This is a genomic window from Longimicrobium sp. (assembly GCF_036387355.1).
Classification (GTDB): domain Bacteria; phylum Gemmatimonadota; class Gemmatimonadetes; order Longimicrobiales; family Longimicrobiaceae; genus Longimicrobium.
The window spans coordinates 1-19,261 of sequence record NZ_DASVTX010000015.1; the positions used below are offsets into that span (position 1 = coordinate 1).

The 19,261-nt window shown below is 72.2% G+C and carries 12 protein-coding genes; 2 read left to right on the forward strand and 10 right to left on the reverse strand.

The annotated features are described in order from the left end of the window. Positions 1 to 415: 415 nt before the first annotated feature. From VF665_RS00825 to VF665_RS00860, 8 genes are all read right to left on the reverse strand, one after another. Entirely contained in the window at positions 416 to 1,654 is a 1,239-nt protein-coding gene (locus tag VF665_RS00825; protein WP_331051498.1) for an ABC transporter permease, read from the reverse strand. Between the two features lie 9 nt (positions 1,655 to 1,663). Beyond that, positions 1,664 to 2,911: an ABC transporter permease gene (locus VF665_RS00830; protein ID WP_331051499.1), complete on the reverse strand. Its 1,248-nt coding sequence runs from the start codon at positions 2,909 to 2,911 to the stop codon at positions 1,664 to 1,666. Positions 2,912 to 2,914: 3 nt separating this feature from the next. Next, positions 2,915 to 3,661 carry an ABC transporter ATP-binding protein gene (locus tag VF665_RS00835; protein ID WP_331051500.1) on the reverse strand — a complete coding sequence of 249 codons (747 nt, stop codon included), beginning with the start codon at positions 3,659 to 3,661 and terminating at the stop codon, positions 2,915 to 2,917. Next, positions 3,658 to 4,959 carry an efflux RND transporter periplasmic adaptor subunit gene (locus VF665_RS00840; RefSeq protein ID WP_331051501.1) on the reverse strand — a complete coding sequence of 434 codons (1,302 nt, stop codon included), beginning with the start codon at positions 4,957 to 4,959 and terminating at the stop codon, positions 3,658 to 3,660. Before VF665_RS00840 ends, VF665_RS00835 begins: the two co-directional genes overlap by 4 nt. A gap of 42 nt (positions 4,960 to 5,001) precedes the next feature. After that, a complete protein-coding gene (locus tag VF665_RS00845; protein WP_331051502.1) occupies positions 5,002 to 6,504 on the reverse strand; it encodes a TolC family protein in 1,503 nt (500 codons plus the stop codon). Positions 6,505 to 6,679: 175 nt separating this feature from the next. After that, the gene (locus tag VF665_RS00850) at positions 6,680 to 7,378 is read right to left on the reverse strand and encodes a YIP1 family protein (protein WP_331051503.1); all 699 of its coding nucleotides are present in this window, start codon (positions 7,376 to 7,378) and stop codon (positions 6,680 to 6,682) included. Positions 7,379 to 7,692: 314 nt separating this feature from the next. Continuing rightward, entirely contained in the window at positions 7,693 to 8,382 is a 690-nt protein-coding gene (locus VF665_RS00855) for a hypothetical protein (protein WP_331051504.1), read from the reverse strand. Positions 8,383 to 8,604: 222 nt separating this feature from the next. Continuing rightward, the gene (locus VF665_RS00860) at positions 8,605 to 9,348 is read right to left on the reverse strand and encodes a creatininase family protein (RefSeq protein WP_331051505.1); all 744 of its coding nucleotides are present in this window, start codon (positions 9,346 to 9,348) and stop codon (positions 8,605 to 8,607) included. Between VF665_RS00860 and VF665_RS00865 the strand changes: the two genes are divergently transcribed. Beyond that, positions 9,341 to 13,423: an ATP-binding protein gene (locus VF665_RS00865; protein WP_331051506.1), complete on the forward strand. Its 4,083-nt coding sequence runs from the start codon at positions 9,341 to 9,343 to the stop codon at positions 13,421 to 13,423. The two genes, VF665_RS00860 and VF665_RS00865, sit on opposite strands and share 8 nt — an antisense overlap. A 590-nt stretch (positions 13,424 to 14,013) precedes the next feature. Here VF665_RS00865 and VF665_RS00870 read toward each other — a convergent pair. Continuing rightward, on the reverse strand, positions 14,014 to 15,204 hold the full coding sequence (locus VF665_RS00870) for an aspartyl protease family protein (protein ID WP_331051507.1): 1,191 nt from the start codon (positions 15,202 to 15,204) through the stop codon (positions 14,014 to 14,016). 190 nt (positions 15,205 to 15,394) lie between these two features. Next, on the reverse strand, positions 15,395 to 17,221 hold the full coding sequence (locus VF665_RS00875; protein ID WP_331051508.1) for a peptidylprolyl isomerase: 1,827 nt from the start codon (positions 17,219 to 17,221) through the stop codon (positions 15,395 to 15,397). Between the two features lie 227 nt (positions 17,222 to 17,448). Between VF665_RS00875 and VF665_RS00880 the strand changes: the two genes are divergently transcribed. Beyond that, positions 17,449 to 19,261 (forward strand): tetratricopeptide repeat protein (locus VF665_RS00880; protein WP_331051509.1); only part of this gene is annotated, 1,813 nt, incomplete at its 3' end.

Sequence of the window (19,261 nt, forward strand, 5' to 3'; positions counted from 1 at the left end):
CGTTCGGCGCGGGAGCCGTCCACGGCGCCCATCGCCCGCCTCGCTGACGAAGTCCGCCGCCGCAGTCCGCGCAGGCGGACTTCGTGTTTCTCGAGGCGCGGTTTCAACCGCCGGCCCGATGCGGCCCGCGCGAACCGAACCCGCTCGTCGGCGCGGACCAAATCCGTTCTGCCGCGTGGACCGGAATCATCCACCCGCGCGAACCGAACCTGCTCGCCGCGCGAACTCACCGGACCCGCGTCCGCCCGCGCGGAGCCGAGCCGCCGGCCCGATGCGTCCGGCCACCCCGCACCGAGCCCGCAAAATGGGAGGCCCCGGCACCGTGCGCAAACGCACAGTGCCGGGGCCGCAAGGGGAACGCCGTCCCTATTCCCTATTCCCTATTCCCTATTCCCTATTCCCTGCAGTCCCGCCGTTACTCATACCGCAGCGCATCCACCGGGTCCAGCCGCGCCGCCTTGAACGCCGGGTACAGGCCAAAGCCCATTCCGCCAATCGCGGCCACCAGCAGCGACGCCACCACCGCCCAGAGCGGAATGGCCGCCGGCACCGGCGTGAGCGCCGTGATCAGCCCGGCCATCCCCATGGCGATCAGCAGCCCGATCACGCCGCCCACCAGCGTGACCGTCATGGACTCCACCAGGAACTGCCACAGGATCTCGCGGGGGGTGGCGCCCAGCGCCTTGCGCACGCCGATCTCGCGGGTGCGCTCGGTGACGCTGATCATCATGATCCCCACCACGCCCACGCCGCCCACGATCAGCCCGATCCCGGCCAGCACCAGCATCACCAGAAAGAACACGCCCGTGATGCGGTCGAACATCTCGCCCAGGGCTTCCTGCCGCATCAGAGCGAAGTTGTTCTCCTCCCCGGGACGCAGCCCGCGGGAAATGCGCAGCGCGGCCGTCACGTCGTCCATGGCCTGCGCCTGCGTGACGTTGCTGGCGGGAACCACCAGCAGGCTCATCCACTCCGGGTCCGCGCCCAGCCGCTTGATGGCCGCCGTGGTGGGCACCACGGCGTAGTTGTCGGCCACGCCGGAGAAGATGTTTTCCTTCTGCTTGTACACGCCCACCACGCGGAACGGCTGCCCGGCCAGGCGCACCTCGCGCCCCACCGCCCGCCCGCCGGGGAACAGCGCCTCGGCCAGGCCGATGCTGAGCACCGCCACGCTGTTGGTGCGCGCCTCGTCCATGGGCAGAAAGTTGCGCCCCTGCACGAAGTCGCCCTGCGAATACTCCGGCCAGGTGGCGCTGTACCCCTGCAGCTGCACGCCGGGCACGGTGCGGGAGCCCACCTTGGCCTTGCCCCCCGTCCCCGCCGAGGTCGCCACGCTGCGGATGCTGGGCAGGTCGGCCAGCATCTGCGCCTCGGCAAAGGTGATGGACGGCTTGCCCTCCCACGGCGGCGGCCCGTTGCCGTCGGAAATGCGCACCAGCGTCTGGTCAAAGCGGTCGACCGTGAAGTTCTTGGGCCCGACGCTGTCGAAGGCCTCCATCACCGATCCGCGGAACCCCGCGATGGCCGCGGCCATGGTCATGACCGTGGCCACGCCGATCACGATGCCCAGAATGGTCAGCGACGCGCGCACCTTGTTGGCGCGCAATGACTCCAGGGCGATGGTGACGCCCTCTCGTCCAGCGGTCCAGTTCATGGTACGCTCCTATTCCGACCGAAGGGCGACGATGGGATCCAGCCGCGAAGCCCGCCACGCCGGGTACACCCCGGCCGCCAGCCCCACCCCGATCCCCAGAAACAGCGCCAACCCGATGGCGCCGCCCGACACGCGCGCCGGCAGCGGCGACACCGCCGACACCAGCGTGGCCATCCCGATCCCCAGCCCGATCCCCAGCAGCCCGCCCATTCCCGACAGCGTTCCCGCCTCGATCAGGAACTGCAGCAGGATGTCGCGCCGGCGGGCGCCCAGCGACTTGCGGATGCCGATCTCCCGCGTGCGCTCGCTCACGCTCACCAGCATGATGTTCATGATTACCACCGCGCCCACCACCAGCGAAATCATCACCAGCAGCGGCAGCGCCGTCATCAGGAACCCGTTGATCTTCTCCCAGAAGCCGAGCGAGTTCTTGGCGGTTTCCACCGAAAAGTTGTTTTCGTCGGCCGGGCGCAGCCGGCGCAGCGTGCGCCCCAGCCCGATCATCTCCTGCTCGGCCGCGGGGAGCAGCGCCCCGTCGGGGACCTTGTAGCTGATGTCCTCGACCGTGTTGGCCCAGGGAAACACGCCGCCGTTCAGCGGCGAGCGCGCCGGGGCGATGGCCACGCGGTCCATCGACATCCCGAAGAGCGAACCCTGCTTTTCCAGCAGCCCGATGACCTGGTACGGGTCCCCGCCCACGCGCACCGTCTGCCCCAGCGGGTTGCGCCCCGGAAACAGCGTCTCGGCCACGTCCACCCCCAGCACGATCACCGGCACGCCGCGCTGGGCCTCCTGCGTGGAGAACGGCCGCCCGGCGCTGAAGTCCAGCTCGCGGACGCGGAAGAAGTCGGCCGAGGCGCCGATCACGTTCACCCCCTGCACCTCGCGCCCGCGCCCGTCGCCCACCTTGGCGCTCTGGTCGTAGCTGTACGACAGCAGCCCCGGGGTGCGCATGTTGGCGCTCAGCCACTCCGCGTCGTTCATGGTAAAGCGGCGGCGCCGCTGCCACTCGCGCCACGTGTCTTCCGACACCGGCCCGTTCTGCAGCTCGGGCACGCGGCGCACCAGCACCGTGTTGTTGCCAAAGATGCGGCCGGCGAACTCCTCCTTCATGTACGCGTCCATCCCGTTGAGCAGGGTGATGACGGCGATCAGGAAGGTGACGCCCACCACCGTGCCCAGCACGGTAAAGAAGGCGCGCAGCTTGTTGGCGCGGATCATGGCCAGCGCGATCCGCACCGCTTCGCGGATGCCCATGGCTCAGGCCCCCGCGCCGACGGTCTCCGCCTGAAGCCGCGCCAGGCCGCCCGGGATCACCGGCGTCTGGCGGCGGTCGCTCTCGATCACCCCGTCGCGCAGCATCACCACCCGCTCGGCGTGCGCCGCGATGTCGGGCTCGTGCGTCACCATGATGATGGTCTGCCCCTCGGCGTGCAGCGAGGCGAACAGCGCCATGATCTCCTCGGACGTGGTGCTGTCCAGGTTGCCCGTGGGCTCGTCGGCCAGGATGATGCTGGGCCGCGTCACCAGCGCCCGCGCAATGGCCACGCGCTGCCGCTGGCCGCCGGAAAGCTGGCTGGGGCGGTGGTCCATGCGGTTCTGCAGCCCTACGTGCGCCAGCGCCTGCTCGGCGCGCGCGCGGCGCTCCTTCTTGCCCGCGCCGCCGTACACCAGGGGCAGCTCCACGTTTTCCAGCGCGGTGCTGCGCGGCAGCAGGTTGAAGGTTTGAAAGACGAAGCCGATCTCCTTGTTGCGCACCCGGGCCAGCTCGTCCTCCCCCATTCCCGCCACGCGGTTGCCGTTCAGCACGTACTCGCCGCCGGTGGGGGTGTCCAGGCACCCGATCAGGTTCATGAAGGTGCTCTTGCCGCTGCCGGAGGGGCCCATGATGGCCACGTACTCGTTGCGGCCGATCTCCAGGTCCACCCCGCGCAGGGCGCGCACCGTTTCCGCGCCCAGGTCGTAGTGCTTCTCGAGCCCGCGGGCCAGAATGACGGCGGCGCTCACGCCGCCCTCCCGCCCTTGGCCTTGGGGGCCGCCTTGTCCGCTTCCGGCTCGGGCACCTTGACGGCCTGGTCGTTCTCCAGGTCCTTGACCGCCTGGTAGCTGCCGGCCACCACGGTTTCGCCGCCGCGCAGCCCGCGCACCACCTCAAAGTAGCGGTCGCCCGCGATGCCGATGGTGACCGGCACCCACACGGCCTTGCCCTCGCGGATCACGAACACGCCTTCCACCTCGTCCTCCGGCTCGCGCTCGGCCTTGCTGTTCTGCGCGGCTTCGTCGCCCTCTTCGGCCGCCTTGAACTTCTTGCCTTCGCGGTCGCGCACCGTCAGCGCGATGATGGGCACCGCCAGCGCGTTGCGGCGCGTTTCCGTGATGATCTCCGCCGTGGCCGACAGGTCCGGGCGCAGCTCCGCCGGGGGATTGTCGAGGGTGATGATGACCTCGTAGTCCACCGACTGCTGGTCCGACGCCTGGCCGCCCGCGGTGGGCTGGATGGAGCTGTTGCCGATGCGCGTCACGTGTCCGGGAAAGACCCGGCCGGGGAACGCGTCCACCTTGATCATGGCGCTGTCGCCCAGGGTGAGGCCGGGGACGTCGGTCTCGTCCACCTCCACCTTGGCCTGCATGACGGACAGGTCGGCGATGGTGAGCAGCAGCGAGCCGGGGTTGTTCATGGTCCCCACCACCGCCGTTTCGCCCTCTTCGATGTTCAGCCGGGTCACGCGGCCGCTCATGGGCGCCACGATCGTCGTCTTGCGCAGCTGGTCGCGCGCCTCCGACACGGCGGCCTGCGACTGCGTGACGGCAAAGGTGGCGGCCTGCGCCTCCTGCTGCGCCACCTGCGCCTGGGTGCGGGCGTTCTCCACGTCCGCGGCCGAGACCAGCTCGTTGGTCTGCGCGAGCTGCTCGGCGCGGCGCAGGTCGTTCTGCGCCTTGGCCAGCTGCGCGCGGCTCTGCGCGGCGCGGGCCTGGCTCTGGGCCACGGCGGCCTCGGCGCGGCGCACCTGCGCGGCGTACTGGGTGGGGTCGATGCGCAGCAGCACGGCGCCCTGGTTCACCCACTGGCCTTCTTCCACGCTCAGCTGCACCACGCGGCCGCTGATGTCGGCGGAGATGTCGACCTTGCGCTTGGGCTCGATCTTTCCGCTGGCCTGCACCATGGACACCAGGTCGCGGCGGGCCACCTGCTCGGGGCGCACTTCCACGCCGCCCTTGTTGCCGCCGCGCATGCTCAGCGCGCCCAGCGTTCCGATCACGGCGACCACGCCCACCACGATGGCGGCCTTCTTTACGTTCGACATGTCTCGTATCCTCTCAGGTTCCCGGGGGAGAACCGGTGGGGGTCAGCGAAGGGGGCGGCCGACCAGCGCCTCGAGCGCGGCCAGCGACTTGTGGTATGCGTACACGGCGTCGATCACGGCGCGCTCGGCCTCGGCCAGGCGGGTCTGCGCGTCGGTGATCTCCACCGAGTTGGCGCTCCCCAGGCGAAAGCGCTCGCGCGTCAGGCGAAGCTCCTCGGCGGCGTTGTCGGCCACCTGCCGCTCCAGCTGCGCGGAACGGTAAGCGGTCTGCGCGTTCAGCAGCGCGGCGCGCACGTCGGCCCGCAGCGTCTGCTCCTGGCCGCGCACGGCCAGCTCGGCGTCGCTGGCCTGCACGCGCGCCTCTTCCACCCGGCGCTCACGCGCCAGCCCGTCGAACAGCGGGAGCGAAAAGCTCAGCGAGGCCTGCAGCGGCTGGCGCTCGTAGCCAAAGGGAAAGCTGGGGTTGGCCTGCTCGAAGCCGCGGCGAACGGCGCGCCGCACCACGGGGTCGGCGGCGTTGAGCCCCGCGCAGTTCTGCGGAGGCAGCCCGGCGTTCTGGCGAATGACGTTGTTCTCGTTGCAGGCGGCAAAGGCGCCTTCCAGCTGGGCGAGCTGGCTGTTCACCAGCGGAGAGATGTCGCCCGCGCTGTACACGGAGCCCACCAGCCCCACGTTCAGGTTCATGGAGGGCAGGTACTGCGAGCGGGCGGCACGCACCTGGGTGCGGGCGGCGCCGGAGTTGGCGCGGGTGGCGGCCAGCGCAGGGTTGGCCTGAATGGCCTCGGCCACCAGCTCCTCCGCGTTCCACGTGGGCTCGAACAGTTCGAACCGGCTGGTGAGGCGCGTCTCAAAGGGGAGGTCGGCGCCCATCAGGCGCCCCAGCCGCAGCAGCTCGGTGCCGTAGCTGTTCTGCTGCTGCACCAGGGCGGCGTCGGCGCGGCCGCGGTCCACCTGGGCGCGGCGCACGTCCAGCGGGGTGCCCGAGCCCACTTCCAGCTTGGCGCGGGCCAGGCGCTCGTGCTCGGCGGTGCGCTCCACCTCGCGCTGCGCCTGCGCCACCCGCTCGCCGGCCTGCAGCACGCTCAGGTACTGCTGGCCCACCTGGGTGGTGAGGCTCCACTCGTACCCCGCGATGCGGCTTTCCGCCGCCTGGTGCTGGGCGCGGGCAATGCGCGGCTGCAGCAGCTTGGTGCCGCTCAGGTCGTACTGCAGCCCCACGTTCCAGCTGGACGAGTAGTAGTCGGGGCTTTCGCCGAACGACTGCGCGCCGTAGCGCTGCACGCCGGACGCGGTGTAGCCCACGCTGGCGCCGGCGTTGGCGCTGGGCAGAAAGTCGGCGCGGGCGGCGCGCATGCCGGCGCGGGTGGTGCGCACGTCGTTGCGCTGCGCCTGCATGTCGGGGTTCTGCTCGCGCGCCGAGGCCACGGCGGCCTGCAGGGTGAGCCCGGGGCCGGTGGTGTCCGGCCGCTGGGCCGCGGCGGGGGCCGCAAGGGCGCCCGCCAGCAGCAAAAGGCCGGAATTCCGGCAAAGATTGGGGATCGGCATCGTCGGTCGGGAGGGTCGGGGGTCCAACAAGGGGGCGCGGCCCGGTGCCGCACGCTGGGCTGTACGCGGTGTGTGCCCCGCGGGTTTCAGATGCGTCCGGCGGATCGTCCGGGACTGCCCGCGCCCGCCCGGAGAACCGGGCGGGCGCGGCAAAGAACCGTCGTCGTGGTGCGGGTCAGAGGGCGGCGAAGCCCGCCATCACCAGCGCGTAGCAGCCCAGGATCACGGCCAGCGCGGTCCCAGTGCCCACCTTGCGGCCCAGCGCCGAAACGCCCAGCGCCAGCACCACGAACTGCCACACGGCGAACACTTCCCACGCGGTCAGGAACTTGTACAGAAAGCCGGCGGGGTCGGCGGAAGGGACCAGCGCGGCCAGGCTGATGCCCGCGGCCATGTTTTCCTTCTGCAGGATGATGGGGAGCTTGGCCCACATCCCCACCGCGCCGATGAGCCCGGCGTGCGCCGCCACAGACAGGTACTGGCGAAAGCTGGCCTTGCCGCCCATCACCACCGAAAAGACCAGGGTCAGCAGCCCGGCCGTGATCACCAGGCCGATCCACGGGCCGAACGCGGCGGAACCGAGGGCAAAGATGCGCTGCACGCCCGCCATCTGCTCCGCGCCGGCGGGCATCGCCTGCCCGCGCTGCGCCATCGCCTCGCGCAGCGTCCCCTCGAACACCCGCGCCGGGATCATCGCCATGGCGCCCACCATCAGCACCATGCTGAGCAGGGTGACGTCTACCCAGGGCGGCCGCGCGCCGAAGCGCTGGAACATCGCGAGCGGGGACAGGAACGTGTCCAGAACCCGGCGCGGAAACGATCCGGGCGCGGCCTGCGGCTGCTCGGCCGGGGGCGCGTACGAAATCTCGGTCATCTCGAGAGTGGTGGTGCGGGAGGGGAGCCATCGTGCGCGGATTGCGCTGGGGAAGAGAGCACGGAAGATAACGGAGAACGGTCCGTCGCCCAAGGGGAAAAGGTTCGTTCAGGGTCGCGGGTTCATCGGAGTGCGATGGAAGGGTCGGAACGCCGCCCATCTGTCGCACGGCGCGGGCAGCGTTGCAGGCACATGCTCACCTTCGCTGGCGGATCGACCTGCCGCGCCGCGGCGGCGTCCATGGAGGAGCGGAAACGAAGAAGCGCGGGAGGCCGTCTCCCGCGCTTCTCTCGTCCGTCGTCCTCCGTCGCGGCTCAGCGCGGAACGGTGGTGCGCTCAGCGCGATAGGAGCGGCTGGGCACTTCCACCCGCACCACGCGGTTCAGTGCATCTACCCACACGTGGTGCTCGGCGCCGCCCGCGGGCTGCACCACCAGGTGAAAGAGCATGGCCGAGGTCCCGTTCACCGTCACGCTCTCCTCGCCGCGGCTGGTGACGGTGGCCATCACCTGCCGGTTCTCGCGCGGCACAATGACGGGAACGCGGCCATTGTGCGTGCGCTGCGCCAGAAACGAGTAGTGGTGCGCCACGCCCTCGTCCAGCACCACGGCGCCGCTGCTGGCCACGTACTCGCGAAGCTGCTCGCCCGCGGGGGTGACGATCTTGGCGCTGAAGCGCCCGCCGTTCACCGTGCCCACGATCTTGCTGGGCGAGCTGCCGCCCACCTCCACCTGATAGTCCACGGGGTCGCTGGCGATGCCGCGCGAGCGCAGCCGCGGGTCCAGCTCCAGCGTGCCCTCCGGAAGGCGCACGCGAACCCGGCCGCTGGCGGTCACTTCCTGCGCCGTCCCCGTTCCCGTCTGAGTGATGGTGAACTCCTCGGTGCCCACCTCGCGGCCGTCCACAAAGACGCGGAAGGTGCCCGAGTCCGAGCCCTGCGCCGCCACGGGGGCAGCCAGGGCGAACAGGGCGAGCGGCAGGGCGAGTCGGGTCAGAATCTTCATGTCTCCTCGGTGTTTTGGCGGCGCGCCCCTCTGCTGGGCGACGCCGGTCCGCACGAGGCATACCCCGTGGAGGGGGCAGGGTTTCGGCGTTCGTCCGGAGAACAGCCGTTTGCCCACAGCGAACGTGCAGGTTCCACGCAGGTCACGGGAGGAGGATGAAGCGGCGGTCCGCCCGCCGCGCTTCGACAAAACACGAGGGAGGAGGAGGGCGGAAAGGCCCCGTCATTCCTCCAGTTCTTCCACCGGCGGGGCGATGAACACCTTCTGCCGGATCCGCTGCAGAATGTGCTCGTAGATGGCCGCGCCCTTCTGCGCCGAGGCCAGCGTGGGGAATCCCACGACCCCCTCGCCGCCGGGGGGGATGCGCGGAAGCTGTCCACCGACGAACTTTCTGGCCCGGGCGGGGTCCATCCCGAAGTCCCGGGCGCGGTCCATCCGCACCACGTCGGGCCGCAGGTGCAGCAGCAGCGAGGTCAGCACCTCGCCCGCGTGCTCCGGGCCGCCGCCGCTTTCCACGAACGGGCTCAGGTCCACCGACAGCGCCTCCACCACCCGCACGCGGGCGCGAACCGCGCGGATGGTGGCGATGGCCTCCGCGTGGGGGCCGTGCACGTTGGCGGTGATGGTGATGAACTCCGTGAAGCCCTGCATGGCCCACCCGGCCAGCAGTTCGTTGAGCGCGCGGTGCAGCGTCTTGGGCTTGAGCCCCGCCGTGCCCGCGTACACGGCCTCGCCCGGCAGGTTTACGCCGAACGCGAACGGCGGCGAGCGCAGCACGCCGAACTCCTGCGACAGGTCACGCGCCAGCGCCTCCGCCACGCACGAGCCCGCGCCCACGGGCAGGTGCGGGCCGGACTGGTCGCACGCCCCCACGGGCACAATCAGCCGGCGGTCGCGCGTGAGGTGCGCCGCGATCTCCGTCCATGGCAGGTCGGAAAGGGCATAGGATCGGGAAGTCGTGAGCATCCAGACGACGGTAGGGGAAGACGTGGCGCCCGCGCAAGAAGCGGCGCCCGCGCCGCGCAACGGGCCCGTGCGTGATCGCATCGGCTGGGCCGCGGCGTGGGGCGCCGTTCTGCTGCTGGCGCTGTGGATGACGCGGCTCACCCCCGGGTGGCTGGCCGCCGCCGCGCTGTGCCTGGTGCTGTGGGCCGTGCTCCCCCGCGTCGGCCGGGTGGAGCGCGCCCTCGTCTTTCTGGCCCTTGCCGTGGCGGTGGGGCTGGCCGGGCGCACGCAGTTTCGCCTGTGGCGCGTGGCGGTGGACTGGGACCGCGTGCGCCCCGCGGTGGAGGAGCGCGCCGGCGAGCGGGTGAACGACGGGCTCAACCGCCTGTTCGACCGAGGGGGGCAGGCGGTGCTGGGCGCGGCCGACGCGGCGGGCGGCGCGCGGGTGGCCAGCGCCGGCCTGTTCCAGGCGATGGAGCGGGTTCGGCAGGAGACGGGGATGAGCGCGGTCGCCATCTACCGCGCCGACGGGTCGCCGCTGGTGTGGGCCGGCGAGCACCGGGGAACGGTGCCGGATTCCGTCCGCCGCGGCCTGGTGGAGTCGTCCTTTTCCGCCGGGCCGCTCTTTGGCTACATCTACTTCAGCGAGCCGCTGCAGACGGGGAACGTGGCCATCGCCGCCAAGCTGCTGCAGGCGCACGTGCGCATGGCCGAGGGCGCCACGCCGTACGCGGAGCGCTTCGCGGAGCGCAACGGCATCGTTCCGCGCTTCACCACACCGGCGCTGGCGCAGGGCGACTCCGTGTGGGACTGGGCCACCAGCCGCGACACCATCCTCAGCGGCGTGTTCGAAACGCTCACGCAGGACGCGTGGCGCGACCGCGTGGTGGACCGCGGCCGGTGGGAGGTGACGCTGGCGTGGGCGGCGGGCGCGCTGCTGCTGGCGCTGGTCTGGTGGCGGGGCCGCGGGCGCAACCCCGGCATTCCCGTCGCCGTGCTCACCGCGGCGCTGGTGATGGCGCCGCTGGGCGCGCTGGCCGGCGCGGCGGAGCTGTTTTCGGCCACGCGCTTCGTGCTCCCGCTCCCGGTGGACGTCACGCTGGGGCAGCTGCTGATCGTGCTGGCCGGCGCGGCGGTGTGGATGCTGGCGCGGCAGACGGCGGGGCGGCGCACCGGCCGGCTTCCGCTCGCCCTCCGCGTTCTGCTGGCGGGGGGATGGATGGCGGCGGTGCTGTGGATCGTCCGCTCGTCCGTGGCCGCCGCCGTGCTCGCGCAGCGCGAAGGCGGGGGCGCGCCCGTGGTGCTGGCCATGGCGCTGCTGGCCGCGCTTCCGCTCTACGCGCTCCTGGGCCGGCGCGGCGGGGACGAGCGCGTGCGGCGGGAGGCGGTGGCGGCGTCGCTGCTCGCCGCGGCGCTGCTGGCGGCGTGCATGGTTGCGTGGTGGCGCCCCGGGCGCGAGCTGCCGGTGTGGGCGGCCGCGGCGTGGGCCGTTCCTTTCGCGCTGGCCGCCTACGGCATCCCCCGCGTGGACGTGCGCCGGGGCGCGCTGCTCCCCTGGGTGTGCGCGGGGTGGATCGCCGCGTCACTCGCCCTCCCCGCGCTCTGGACGCTGCACCTGAACGAGCGGCTGGGCGAGTCCGAGCGGGAACTGGGCAAGCTGGGGACGCAGGCGGATCCCTTTCTGGACTTTCTGCTGCGCCAGTTTTCCGAGGACGTGCTGCGGCTGGACGCGGAGGGGCGGCAGGGCGTGAGCCTTCTCTACCAGGCGTGGGTAGAGGCGGGGCTGGCGCGGGAGGGATATGAGGGGCGCATCACCCTGTGGAGCGGCGGCGAGCCCGCGACGGAGCTGCGGCTGGCGGACGCGGCCGTTCCGCGCGAGCGGGTGGCGGCGCTGCTGGAGCGGGCGCGGCGGGACGAGGAGCCGCGGCTGGAGCGGATGACGGACGTCCCCGGGCTGCACTACCTGCTCGTAGTGCCGCTGACCGGCGGGCAGAGCGTGTCCGTCGCGGTGCCGCCGCGCGCGTACCTGAACCGCTCCACCTCGCTGGCCCGCTTTCTGGACCCGCAGGCCGCGGGCGAGGCGGATGACGGCGCTACGCTGTCGCTGGTTCCCGCGCCGCGGGGGGCGCCGCAGGCGGCGGGCTCCATACGCTGGGTGGCGGCGGAAAACGGCTGGCGGAGCGAAACGACGGTGCTGTTTCCCGGGCAGCCCATGCACGCCCACCTGCTGGTGCCCACCCCGGCGCGCGCCATTCTGGCCGCGCGCGGCGTAGTGTCCGCCACGCTGCTGCTGGCGGTGATGACGCTGCTCTGGGCGCTGGGGCGCACCCTGTGCGGCGAGCCGCTGGGGGTGGAGCCGGCGCGCTGGGGATGGCTGTTCACCTTCCGGGGCCGGCTCACGGGGGCGCTGTTCGCCTTCTTTCTTCTGCCGATGGCCGCGTTCGGCGCCACGGCGTACCAGGCGCTGTCCAGCGAGGTGGAGCGCACGGCGGGGGCGCTGGCCGACCGCGCGCTCTCGCAGGCGGCGTCCGGGGTGAACGGGCAGGGGCTGGGCACCCTGTCCCGCCAGGTGGGCGCGGACCTGCTGCTGTACCAGCGCGGCGTGCTGCGCCAGGCCGCGTCGCCGGAGGTCATCGACCTTGGGCTTTATGATGCGTGGCTGCCGCCGGGGGTGTTCCTGGACTTTGCCGTCGGTGAAGCGGTGGAGCGCGAGGAGCGCCGGGAACTGGCGGGGCGCGAGTACCTGGTGGCGTACCGCGGGCTGCAGGGCGGGCAGGTGCTGGCCTCGCCCACGGCGCTGGCCACGGGCGAGATCGCGCGGCGGCGGCGGGAACTGGCGGACCTGGTAGCCATCGCCGGCCTGGCGGGGGCGGCGCTCTCGCTCGTCCTCTCGCTGCTCGTGGGGCGGACGCTGTCGCGGCCCATTGAGGCGCTGAGCGGCGCGGCGGCCTCCGTGGGCGCGGGCGACCTGTCCGTGCGCCTGCCTGCCGGCCGGCGCGACGAGTTCGGCCGGGTGTACCGCGCCTTCAACCGCATGGTGCGCAGCCTTCGCCTGAGCCAGGCGGCGCTGGTGCGCGAGACGCGGCGCACGGAAGCCATCGTGGCCGAGGCGGGAACGGGGGTGGTGGCGCTGGACGCGGCCGGGCGCGTGGCCCTCATCAACCCCCGCGCGGAGCAGATCCTGGGGGTGGACGTTCCCGTGGGCGCGGCGATCCCGGGCGACCTGGCGCTCCCCGGCGTGGTGGCGGGGACAGTGAGGGACTTTCTGGCCTCTGGCGCGCGCGAGCGGGTGGACGAGCGCGAGGTGGACGGGCGCGTGGTGCGCCTGCGCCTGCGCGGGCTGAGCGTGGACAGCGTGCGGCGCGGCGCCGTGCTGGTGCTGGAGGACGTGACGAACGAGATCCGCTCCGCGCGCGTGCTGGCGTGGGGCGAAATGGCGCGGCAGGTGGCGCACGAGATCAAGAACCCGCTCACGCCCATCAAGCTGGCGGTGCAGCACGTGCGGCGCGCGTACGCGGACGGGCGCGACGACTTCAGCACCATTCTGGACCGCAACGTGGACGCGGTGCTGCGCGAGATCGACCACCTGGGCGAGATCAGCCGCGCCTTTGCGCGCTTCGGCACGCCGGCGGAAGCGGGTGCGCCGCTGGAGAGCGTGGACGTGCGGCGCGTGGCGGATGAAACGCTGGCGCTGTACCGCGGGGGCAGCGACGGGATCGACTACGGGCTGGAGGTGGCCGTGGACCTGCCGCAGGTGCGCGCGCGGCCGGGCGAGCTCAAGGAGGTGCTGGTGAACCTGCTGGAGAACGCGCGCGGCGCGCTGGACGGCGCGGGCGAGGTGCGCATCGCGGCGGCGAAGGCGGGGGGCGGGGCCTGGGTGCAGCTGGACGTGGCCGACAACGGGGCGGGGATTCCGGCGGAGTCGTTGCCGCGCATCTTTGAGCCGCAGTTCAGCACCAAGACCAGCGGCACGGGGCTGGGGCTCGCCATCGTGCGGCGGATGGTGGAGGCGTGGGGCGGGGAAGTGACGGTGGATTCCGCCCCCGGCGAAGGCACCACCGTGCACCTGCGGATTCCGGTCGCGGAGCGGGTGTAGCGGGCGCGGAAACCTTCCGCCAAGGGGCTGAGGCGGCCAACGGCGTCGCGCTGTGCGCGGGCCCCACCCCCGCCCCTCCCCGTGCAAACTGCCGCACGGAGAGGGGAGAACGGCAACTGCGGTGCACTTCGGACGGTGCCGATGCGGCCGGAGAGGCCCCCTCCCCCCAACCCCCTCCGCCCGCTCCGCGGGAGAGGGGGAGCCGTTCGGCGCGGGGGCGGAGGGGCGGCGCGTTTCGGCCCGGGTACCGCCCGGCGCGTTTCGGCCGGGGTACCGCCCGGCGGTTGAAACCGCGCCTCGCACCACGCGAAGTCCGCCTCCGCGGACTGTGGCGGACGGACCGATCCCGGAACCTGCGCCGAGCTGTCCGCCGGGTTGGTTGAAGCCCCGATCATGGACGCGACAGCGGCCGTGAGTCGGGGCTTACCGCTTTCAGAGCGGCGGATTCATCCGCTCAGGAGCGCCCGGGGCAACGCCCATCTCTGCCCCTCCGCGCCGGCCTGTCCGCCCCGTGCAGGTGAAGTCTCCCCGTCTGTTTGGGGAGACTTTCCGCCGTTGTTGCGGCGAATTCATTCGCTCAGGCGCCCGCTCTACTGCACCAGCACCTCGGGCGTGAGCTCCATCGCGATCTCACGGCCCTCGCGGCGAAGCACGATGCGCAGCGGGGCGGCGCCGTTGGCCAGGGCGCGCCACTCGTCGCCCGACAAGCCCGCCGCGGCGCGCCCATCCACCGACACCACCTCGTCGCCCGCGCGGATGCCGGCGCGCTCGGCACCCGAGCCGGCCGTCACCTGCGACACCGTCCGCACGCCGTCGCGCGCGGCGGAGCGGAATCCCAGCCCCTTGAGCGGCGGCGAGGCGGCCACGGGGCCGCGGCTCTCGCGCGCCAGGCGCAGCACGCGGGACCGCTGGTCCATCGTCACCACGAACTCCCGCAGCACCTCCGCCCCGATGTTCCACTCCTTCTGCGGATAGTCCGGCGGCATGGGAACCGTGTGGATGATGGGCCGCTGGAACTCCACGTCCCCCAGCCGGATCGTGCCGTTCAGCCGGGCCGCGCCCATCTGCTGCGTGCCGATCCCCGGCCCGGAGGCCGTCCCGGTCACCACCGGCGCGGCGGCCAGCGGCAGCGCTTGCGCTTCCGCGGGCGTAATCTTGAACCCGCGCTCCCCCTGCGTGTCGATCACCCCCATCGCCGGCCGCCCCGCCACCGTCATCTCCACGCCCCAGAGCCCGTCCAGGTCCGTCATGGCCAGCAGGTCGCGCCCGTTCGCGGCGGGAAGCGTTCCGCGCGACAGGCGCAGCTCGCTGCGCGGATAATCCACCGTGAGCAGCAGGTCGCGGTACGAGTTCAGCCCCAGCAGGCCCTCCACGCCCGGCGCCACCTCCATCACGGAAACCCGCATCGTGCGCAGCACCGCCCCGCCGATGCGCAGTGAATCCACGGTGGCCTGCGGGTCCTCGCCCTCCGTCCGCAGCCCGATCTCCCGGGCCACGCGCGGCGTGACGATGGAGAACGGCGCGCCCGTCTCCACCACGAAGCGGTACGGCCCGCGGCCGTTCACCATCACCTCCACCTCGGGCCGGCCGCCCCGCAGCCCCATCCGCATCGCCATCCCGCCCTCCGGCAGGTCCACCCGGGCCGGCGCCGCGGTGGGCAGCGCCATCTGGTTCACGCGGGTGGATGCGCTGTCCGGCACGAACGCGGCCCCGCCCTGCGCCGCGGCGGAGGAAAGGACGAGCGAAGAGGCCGCGGCGGCGCTCAGGAAGATTCTGATCATCAGAGCCTGGCAGGTGACGGGGTGATGGCAAAGCAGCGGGCTGAAAACGCCCGCGATTGTCTTTCGTTGTCGACAATCTAGGGGGGACGAGCCCGCGCCGTCATCGGTCACCCGACCCGGTGCAATGCGAGAGAGCCCCGCCGTCCGAAAGGGGACGGCGGGGCTCTTCAGCTCCAGCGGAGCGCGCGGATCAGCTCTGGCGCAGCAGCTTGGCGCGGTCGTCGCGAATGCGGGCGGCCTTGCGGGCGTCCGACAGCCACTGGTTGAACATGTCCTGCTGCATGGCCTGCACCGCCTGGTGGCGCTGCATGGCCTTCTGCGCGTCAAACGCGGCGCGGTCCGCCTGCGTGCGCGCCACCGGGCGGATCAGGAACAGCCCCGCCGGCGTGTCGGCCACCGGGCCCACGCGGTTGAGCGGGGTGCCGAACGCCGCGCCGATGGCCGCGTTGGCCTGCCCGAACACCGGGTTGGCGTCCACGCGGGTGAACGGGCCGGTGCGCTGCACGGCCGCGCCGTTGGCCTGCGCCACCTGCTCCAGCGTCTGCTGCCCGGAGGCGATGCGCGCCACCAGCTGGTTGGCGGCGGCCACCGCGGCGGCCGTGCGCTTGCGGCGCACCAGGCGCTCGCGGATCTGCGGCGTGGCCTCGGCCAGCGACATCTCGCCCGCGGTGTGGTACTCCTTGAGCTGCACCACGTACATGGCCTGCTCGCTCTCCAGCACGTCGCTCACACCCGTGCCCTCGCCCGAGGCGCGGTCCTGCTCGGCCGTGGAGGCCCAGTCCAGCGCCTCGGCCGCCGAGCCGATGCCCGCGGCGTACGGGGCGTCGTCCGTCACGCTCACGTCCTCGCGGTACACCACGCCCGGCACGCCCTGCGATGCCCGGCGCAGCCCCTGCTGGGGCGCCTTGGCGGCAATGGCCTTGAGCTGGCTTTCCACCTGGCCCACCGCCTCGTCGCTCTTCTGGAACGAGAGCAGAATGTGGCGCGCCTTGGCCTGGTCGCCCGTGCGCTCCTGCACCTGGATGAGGTGCACGCCGAACTGGCTGACCACCGGCTGCGAGATCTCGTTCAGCGGGAGCGAGAACACGGCCGAATCAAACTGCGGCACCATCTGCCCGCGGGTGAACGTGCCCAGGCTGCCGCCCTGCACCGCACTGGCCTTGTCGTCGGACTGGGTGCGCGCCACCTCGGCGAAGTCGGCGCCGGCGGCCAGCTCGGCGCGCAGCTCCTGCGCGCGCCGCACGGTGGCTTGGCGGTCGGCCTCGGTGATGGTGAGCGGAATGTACGCCACCTGCAGGCGCGCCCCGTTCTGCCGCTTGAAGTCGTCGCGGTGCGCCTCGTAGTACTCGCGCACCTCGGCGTCCGTCACCGTGGGCGCCGTGGGGGCCAGCTTCTCCAGCGGGAGCGACACGTAGTCAACCGTGGCGGTTTCCGTGCGGTCCTGGAAGGCGCGCCACAGCTCGGCGTCGCTTACGTAGCGGCCGGCCGAAAGCTGCTGGGCCAGCTTCTCCCGCGGGAGCGCCTGCCGGAAGTACATCTCCAGCTCCGCGTACATCTGCGGCGTCATCTGCGGCCCCGACAGGAACTGCTGGTACTTGCGCAGGTCGAAGGTGCCGTTGGTCTGAAAGATTTCCTGCTGCGCCAGCCCGGGGAACGGAATGTTGCGCGACGCCCACACCACTTCGGCGTCCGTGACCCTGATGCCGCGGCGGTCCATCTCCTGGCTGAGCAGCGCGTCGGTCACCAGCCCCTCCCACGCCTGTTCGCGCAGGCGGCGCGTCACGTCGGGCGTGAGGTCGGCGCCCTGCTGCTGGGCGTTGGCCACGAGCTGGTTGTAGCGGTCGTTGTAGGCCTGAACGGTGATGTCCGTCCGGTTTACCCGGCCGAGCGCCGTGGGGCTGCCGTTGCCTTGGCCGAGCACGTCCATGCCGATCTGAAAGACCATCCAGGCCAGAAACGCCGGAATGATGATCCAGACCAGGACCTTGCCCACATTGGAGCGGATGAACTGCATCATGGGGAAACGGACTCCGTGCTTGAACGAGGACGGCCGGGGGCGCGTCCTGCCTGGGGGGTGCGCGAACACCGCTGGGGATGCGGAAAGTGAAGCCGCAAAAAATAGTTACGCGGCCGTTCTCCCGCAACCCGGGCGGGTTTGTTGACACCGCCGGAGCGCCAGATTTAAGTTGCACCCCCTGTCACTCCAGCCTCGCCCCGGCTTTCTCCCGCGCCCCGTAACACGGTATGGCCGATCTTTCCCCTGAGCTGGCGTCCCGCATCCAGTCGCTCGAATCCAGCTTCGCCGACAACCCCGGGCGCTACTTCGTGGCTCTCGCGGGCGCGTGGCGCGAGGCGGGCGAGCCGGGCCGTGCCGAAGAAATTCTGCGCGAGCACCTGAAGCGGTTTCCGGGGCTGAGCCCGCACGTGCTGCTGGGCCGCTGCCTGGCGGACCGGGGGGCGTGGCAGGAGGCTTCCAACGAGTTCCACTACGTCCTCAGCATCGATTCGCAGAACCTCATCGCGCTGCGCACGCTGGCCGAAATGGCTTCCGCGCAGGGGCGCCGCGACGAGGCCCAGCGCTGGTACAACGAGCTGCTGGCGGTGGATCCCATGAACGCCGAGGCGCGGCAGGCGCTGGCCGGGCTGTCGCGCTCCGGCGCCGACGCGGCCACGCTGGACCAGCCGGTGCAGGTGGGCAGGGAGTGGGGCGCCTCGGGCGAGGCGGACCGCGTGGCGGGCACCGCGTCGGGCGCCGGCTTTGCCGCCGCGGACGAGGAGTTCGGCCTGATCGACCTCAACTCGGCGCCGCCCTCCGCGGCCGCGCAGTCGCAGGCGGAGTCCGCCGCGGGGGAGTGGGGCGAAATTTCGCTGGACGCCGCCGCGCCCTCCACGCCCACGGCCCACACGCAGCCCGCGTCCGGCGGCGACTTTGACGCGTTCGCGTTCGGCAGCATGAGCCTGGACCACGGCGCGGCGGACGAGCCGGCCGCGCAAGGGCTCGACATGCCGTCGTTCAACGCGGGCCCGTCGCTCGATCTCCCGGCGTTGGACGCGGGGTCTTCGCTCGCCGCGGAGGGCACGGGCGACTGGGTGAACTCCGACGCGCGGCAGGACCTGGGCGAGAGCGCCGCGGCGGACCTGGCGCTCCCGTCGTTCAGCGGCGGAATGGCGGATGCGCCGGTCGCCGGGGCGGACCTTCCCCTGCTGGATTTCAGCGGGCAGGAAGACGGGGACGCGGACGGGCTGATGCAGCTGGACGGCGGCCTGGGATTCGGCGATGCCGACGCGAGCGCGCCGCAGGGCGGGGCGGGCGACCACCACGATCACGTGGACGCCGAAGTCGTCACGGAAACCATGGCGGAGCTGTACGCCAGCCAGGGGCTGCTGGCCCGCGCGGCGGAGGTGTACCGCGAACTGATCCAGCAGCGCGGCGACGAGCCGGGGCTGGTGCGCCGCCTGGCGGAGATCGAGGGCCGCATCAGCGGGCAGTCCGCCGCGGCGGACGAGGACGCCGCGCCGGCCTGGCTGCAGGGCGTGGACGCCTTTGCCTCCGGCACCGCGGCGACCACCGCGCCCGCGTTTTCCGCGGACCGCTTCGAGGAGACGTACCAGGAGGAGACGTCGTTCTCCACCGACTTTTCGGCTTCCACCCCGGCTCCGGCGGCGGATGCCGCGGCGAGCGGCTTCGCGGCGGACCTGGACCTGACCGCCGGCCTGTCGGACGCGTCCGGCGCAGCGGCCGCGGCGGCCGCGCCCGCGGCTTCGTTTCCGGGTTCCGGCGATCCGTTCGCCGATTCCTTCGCCGGCGGGTTCGACGGCATCGCGGCCCCGGCGGAATCGTCGGCCGCGGTCGAGGCTCCGGCGGGTTTCGCGCACGTTCCGACCGCCGAGGCTCCGGCTTCCGCGGAGGTTCCGGCGCCGGTGGCCGGGGATGCGGGGGATGACCGGCAGGCGTGGAGCGCGCCGACCGTCACCGAGACGGAGTCGGAGGGCTTCGACCTGATCGTGGTGGCGGACGATGGCGAGGAGCAGCACATCCATGCCTCCGCCGAGGACG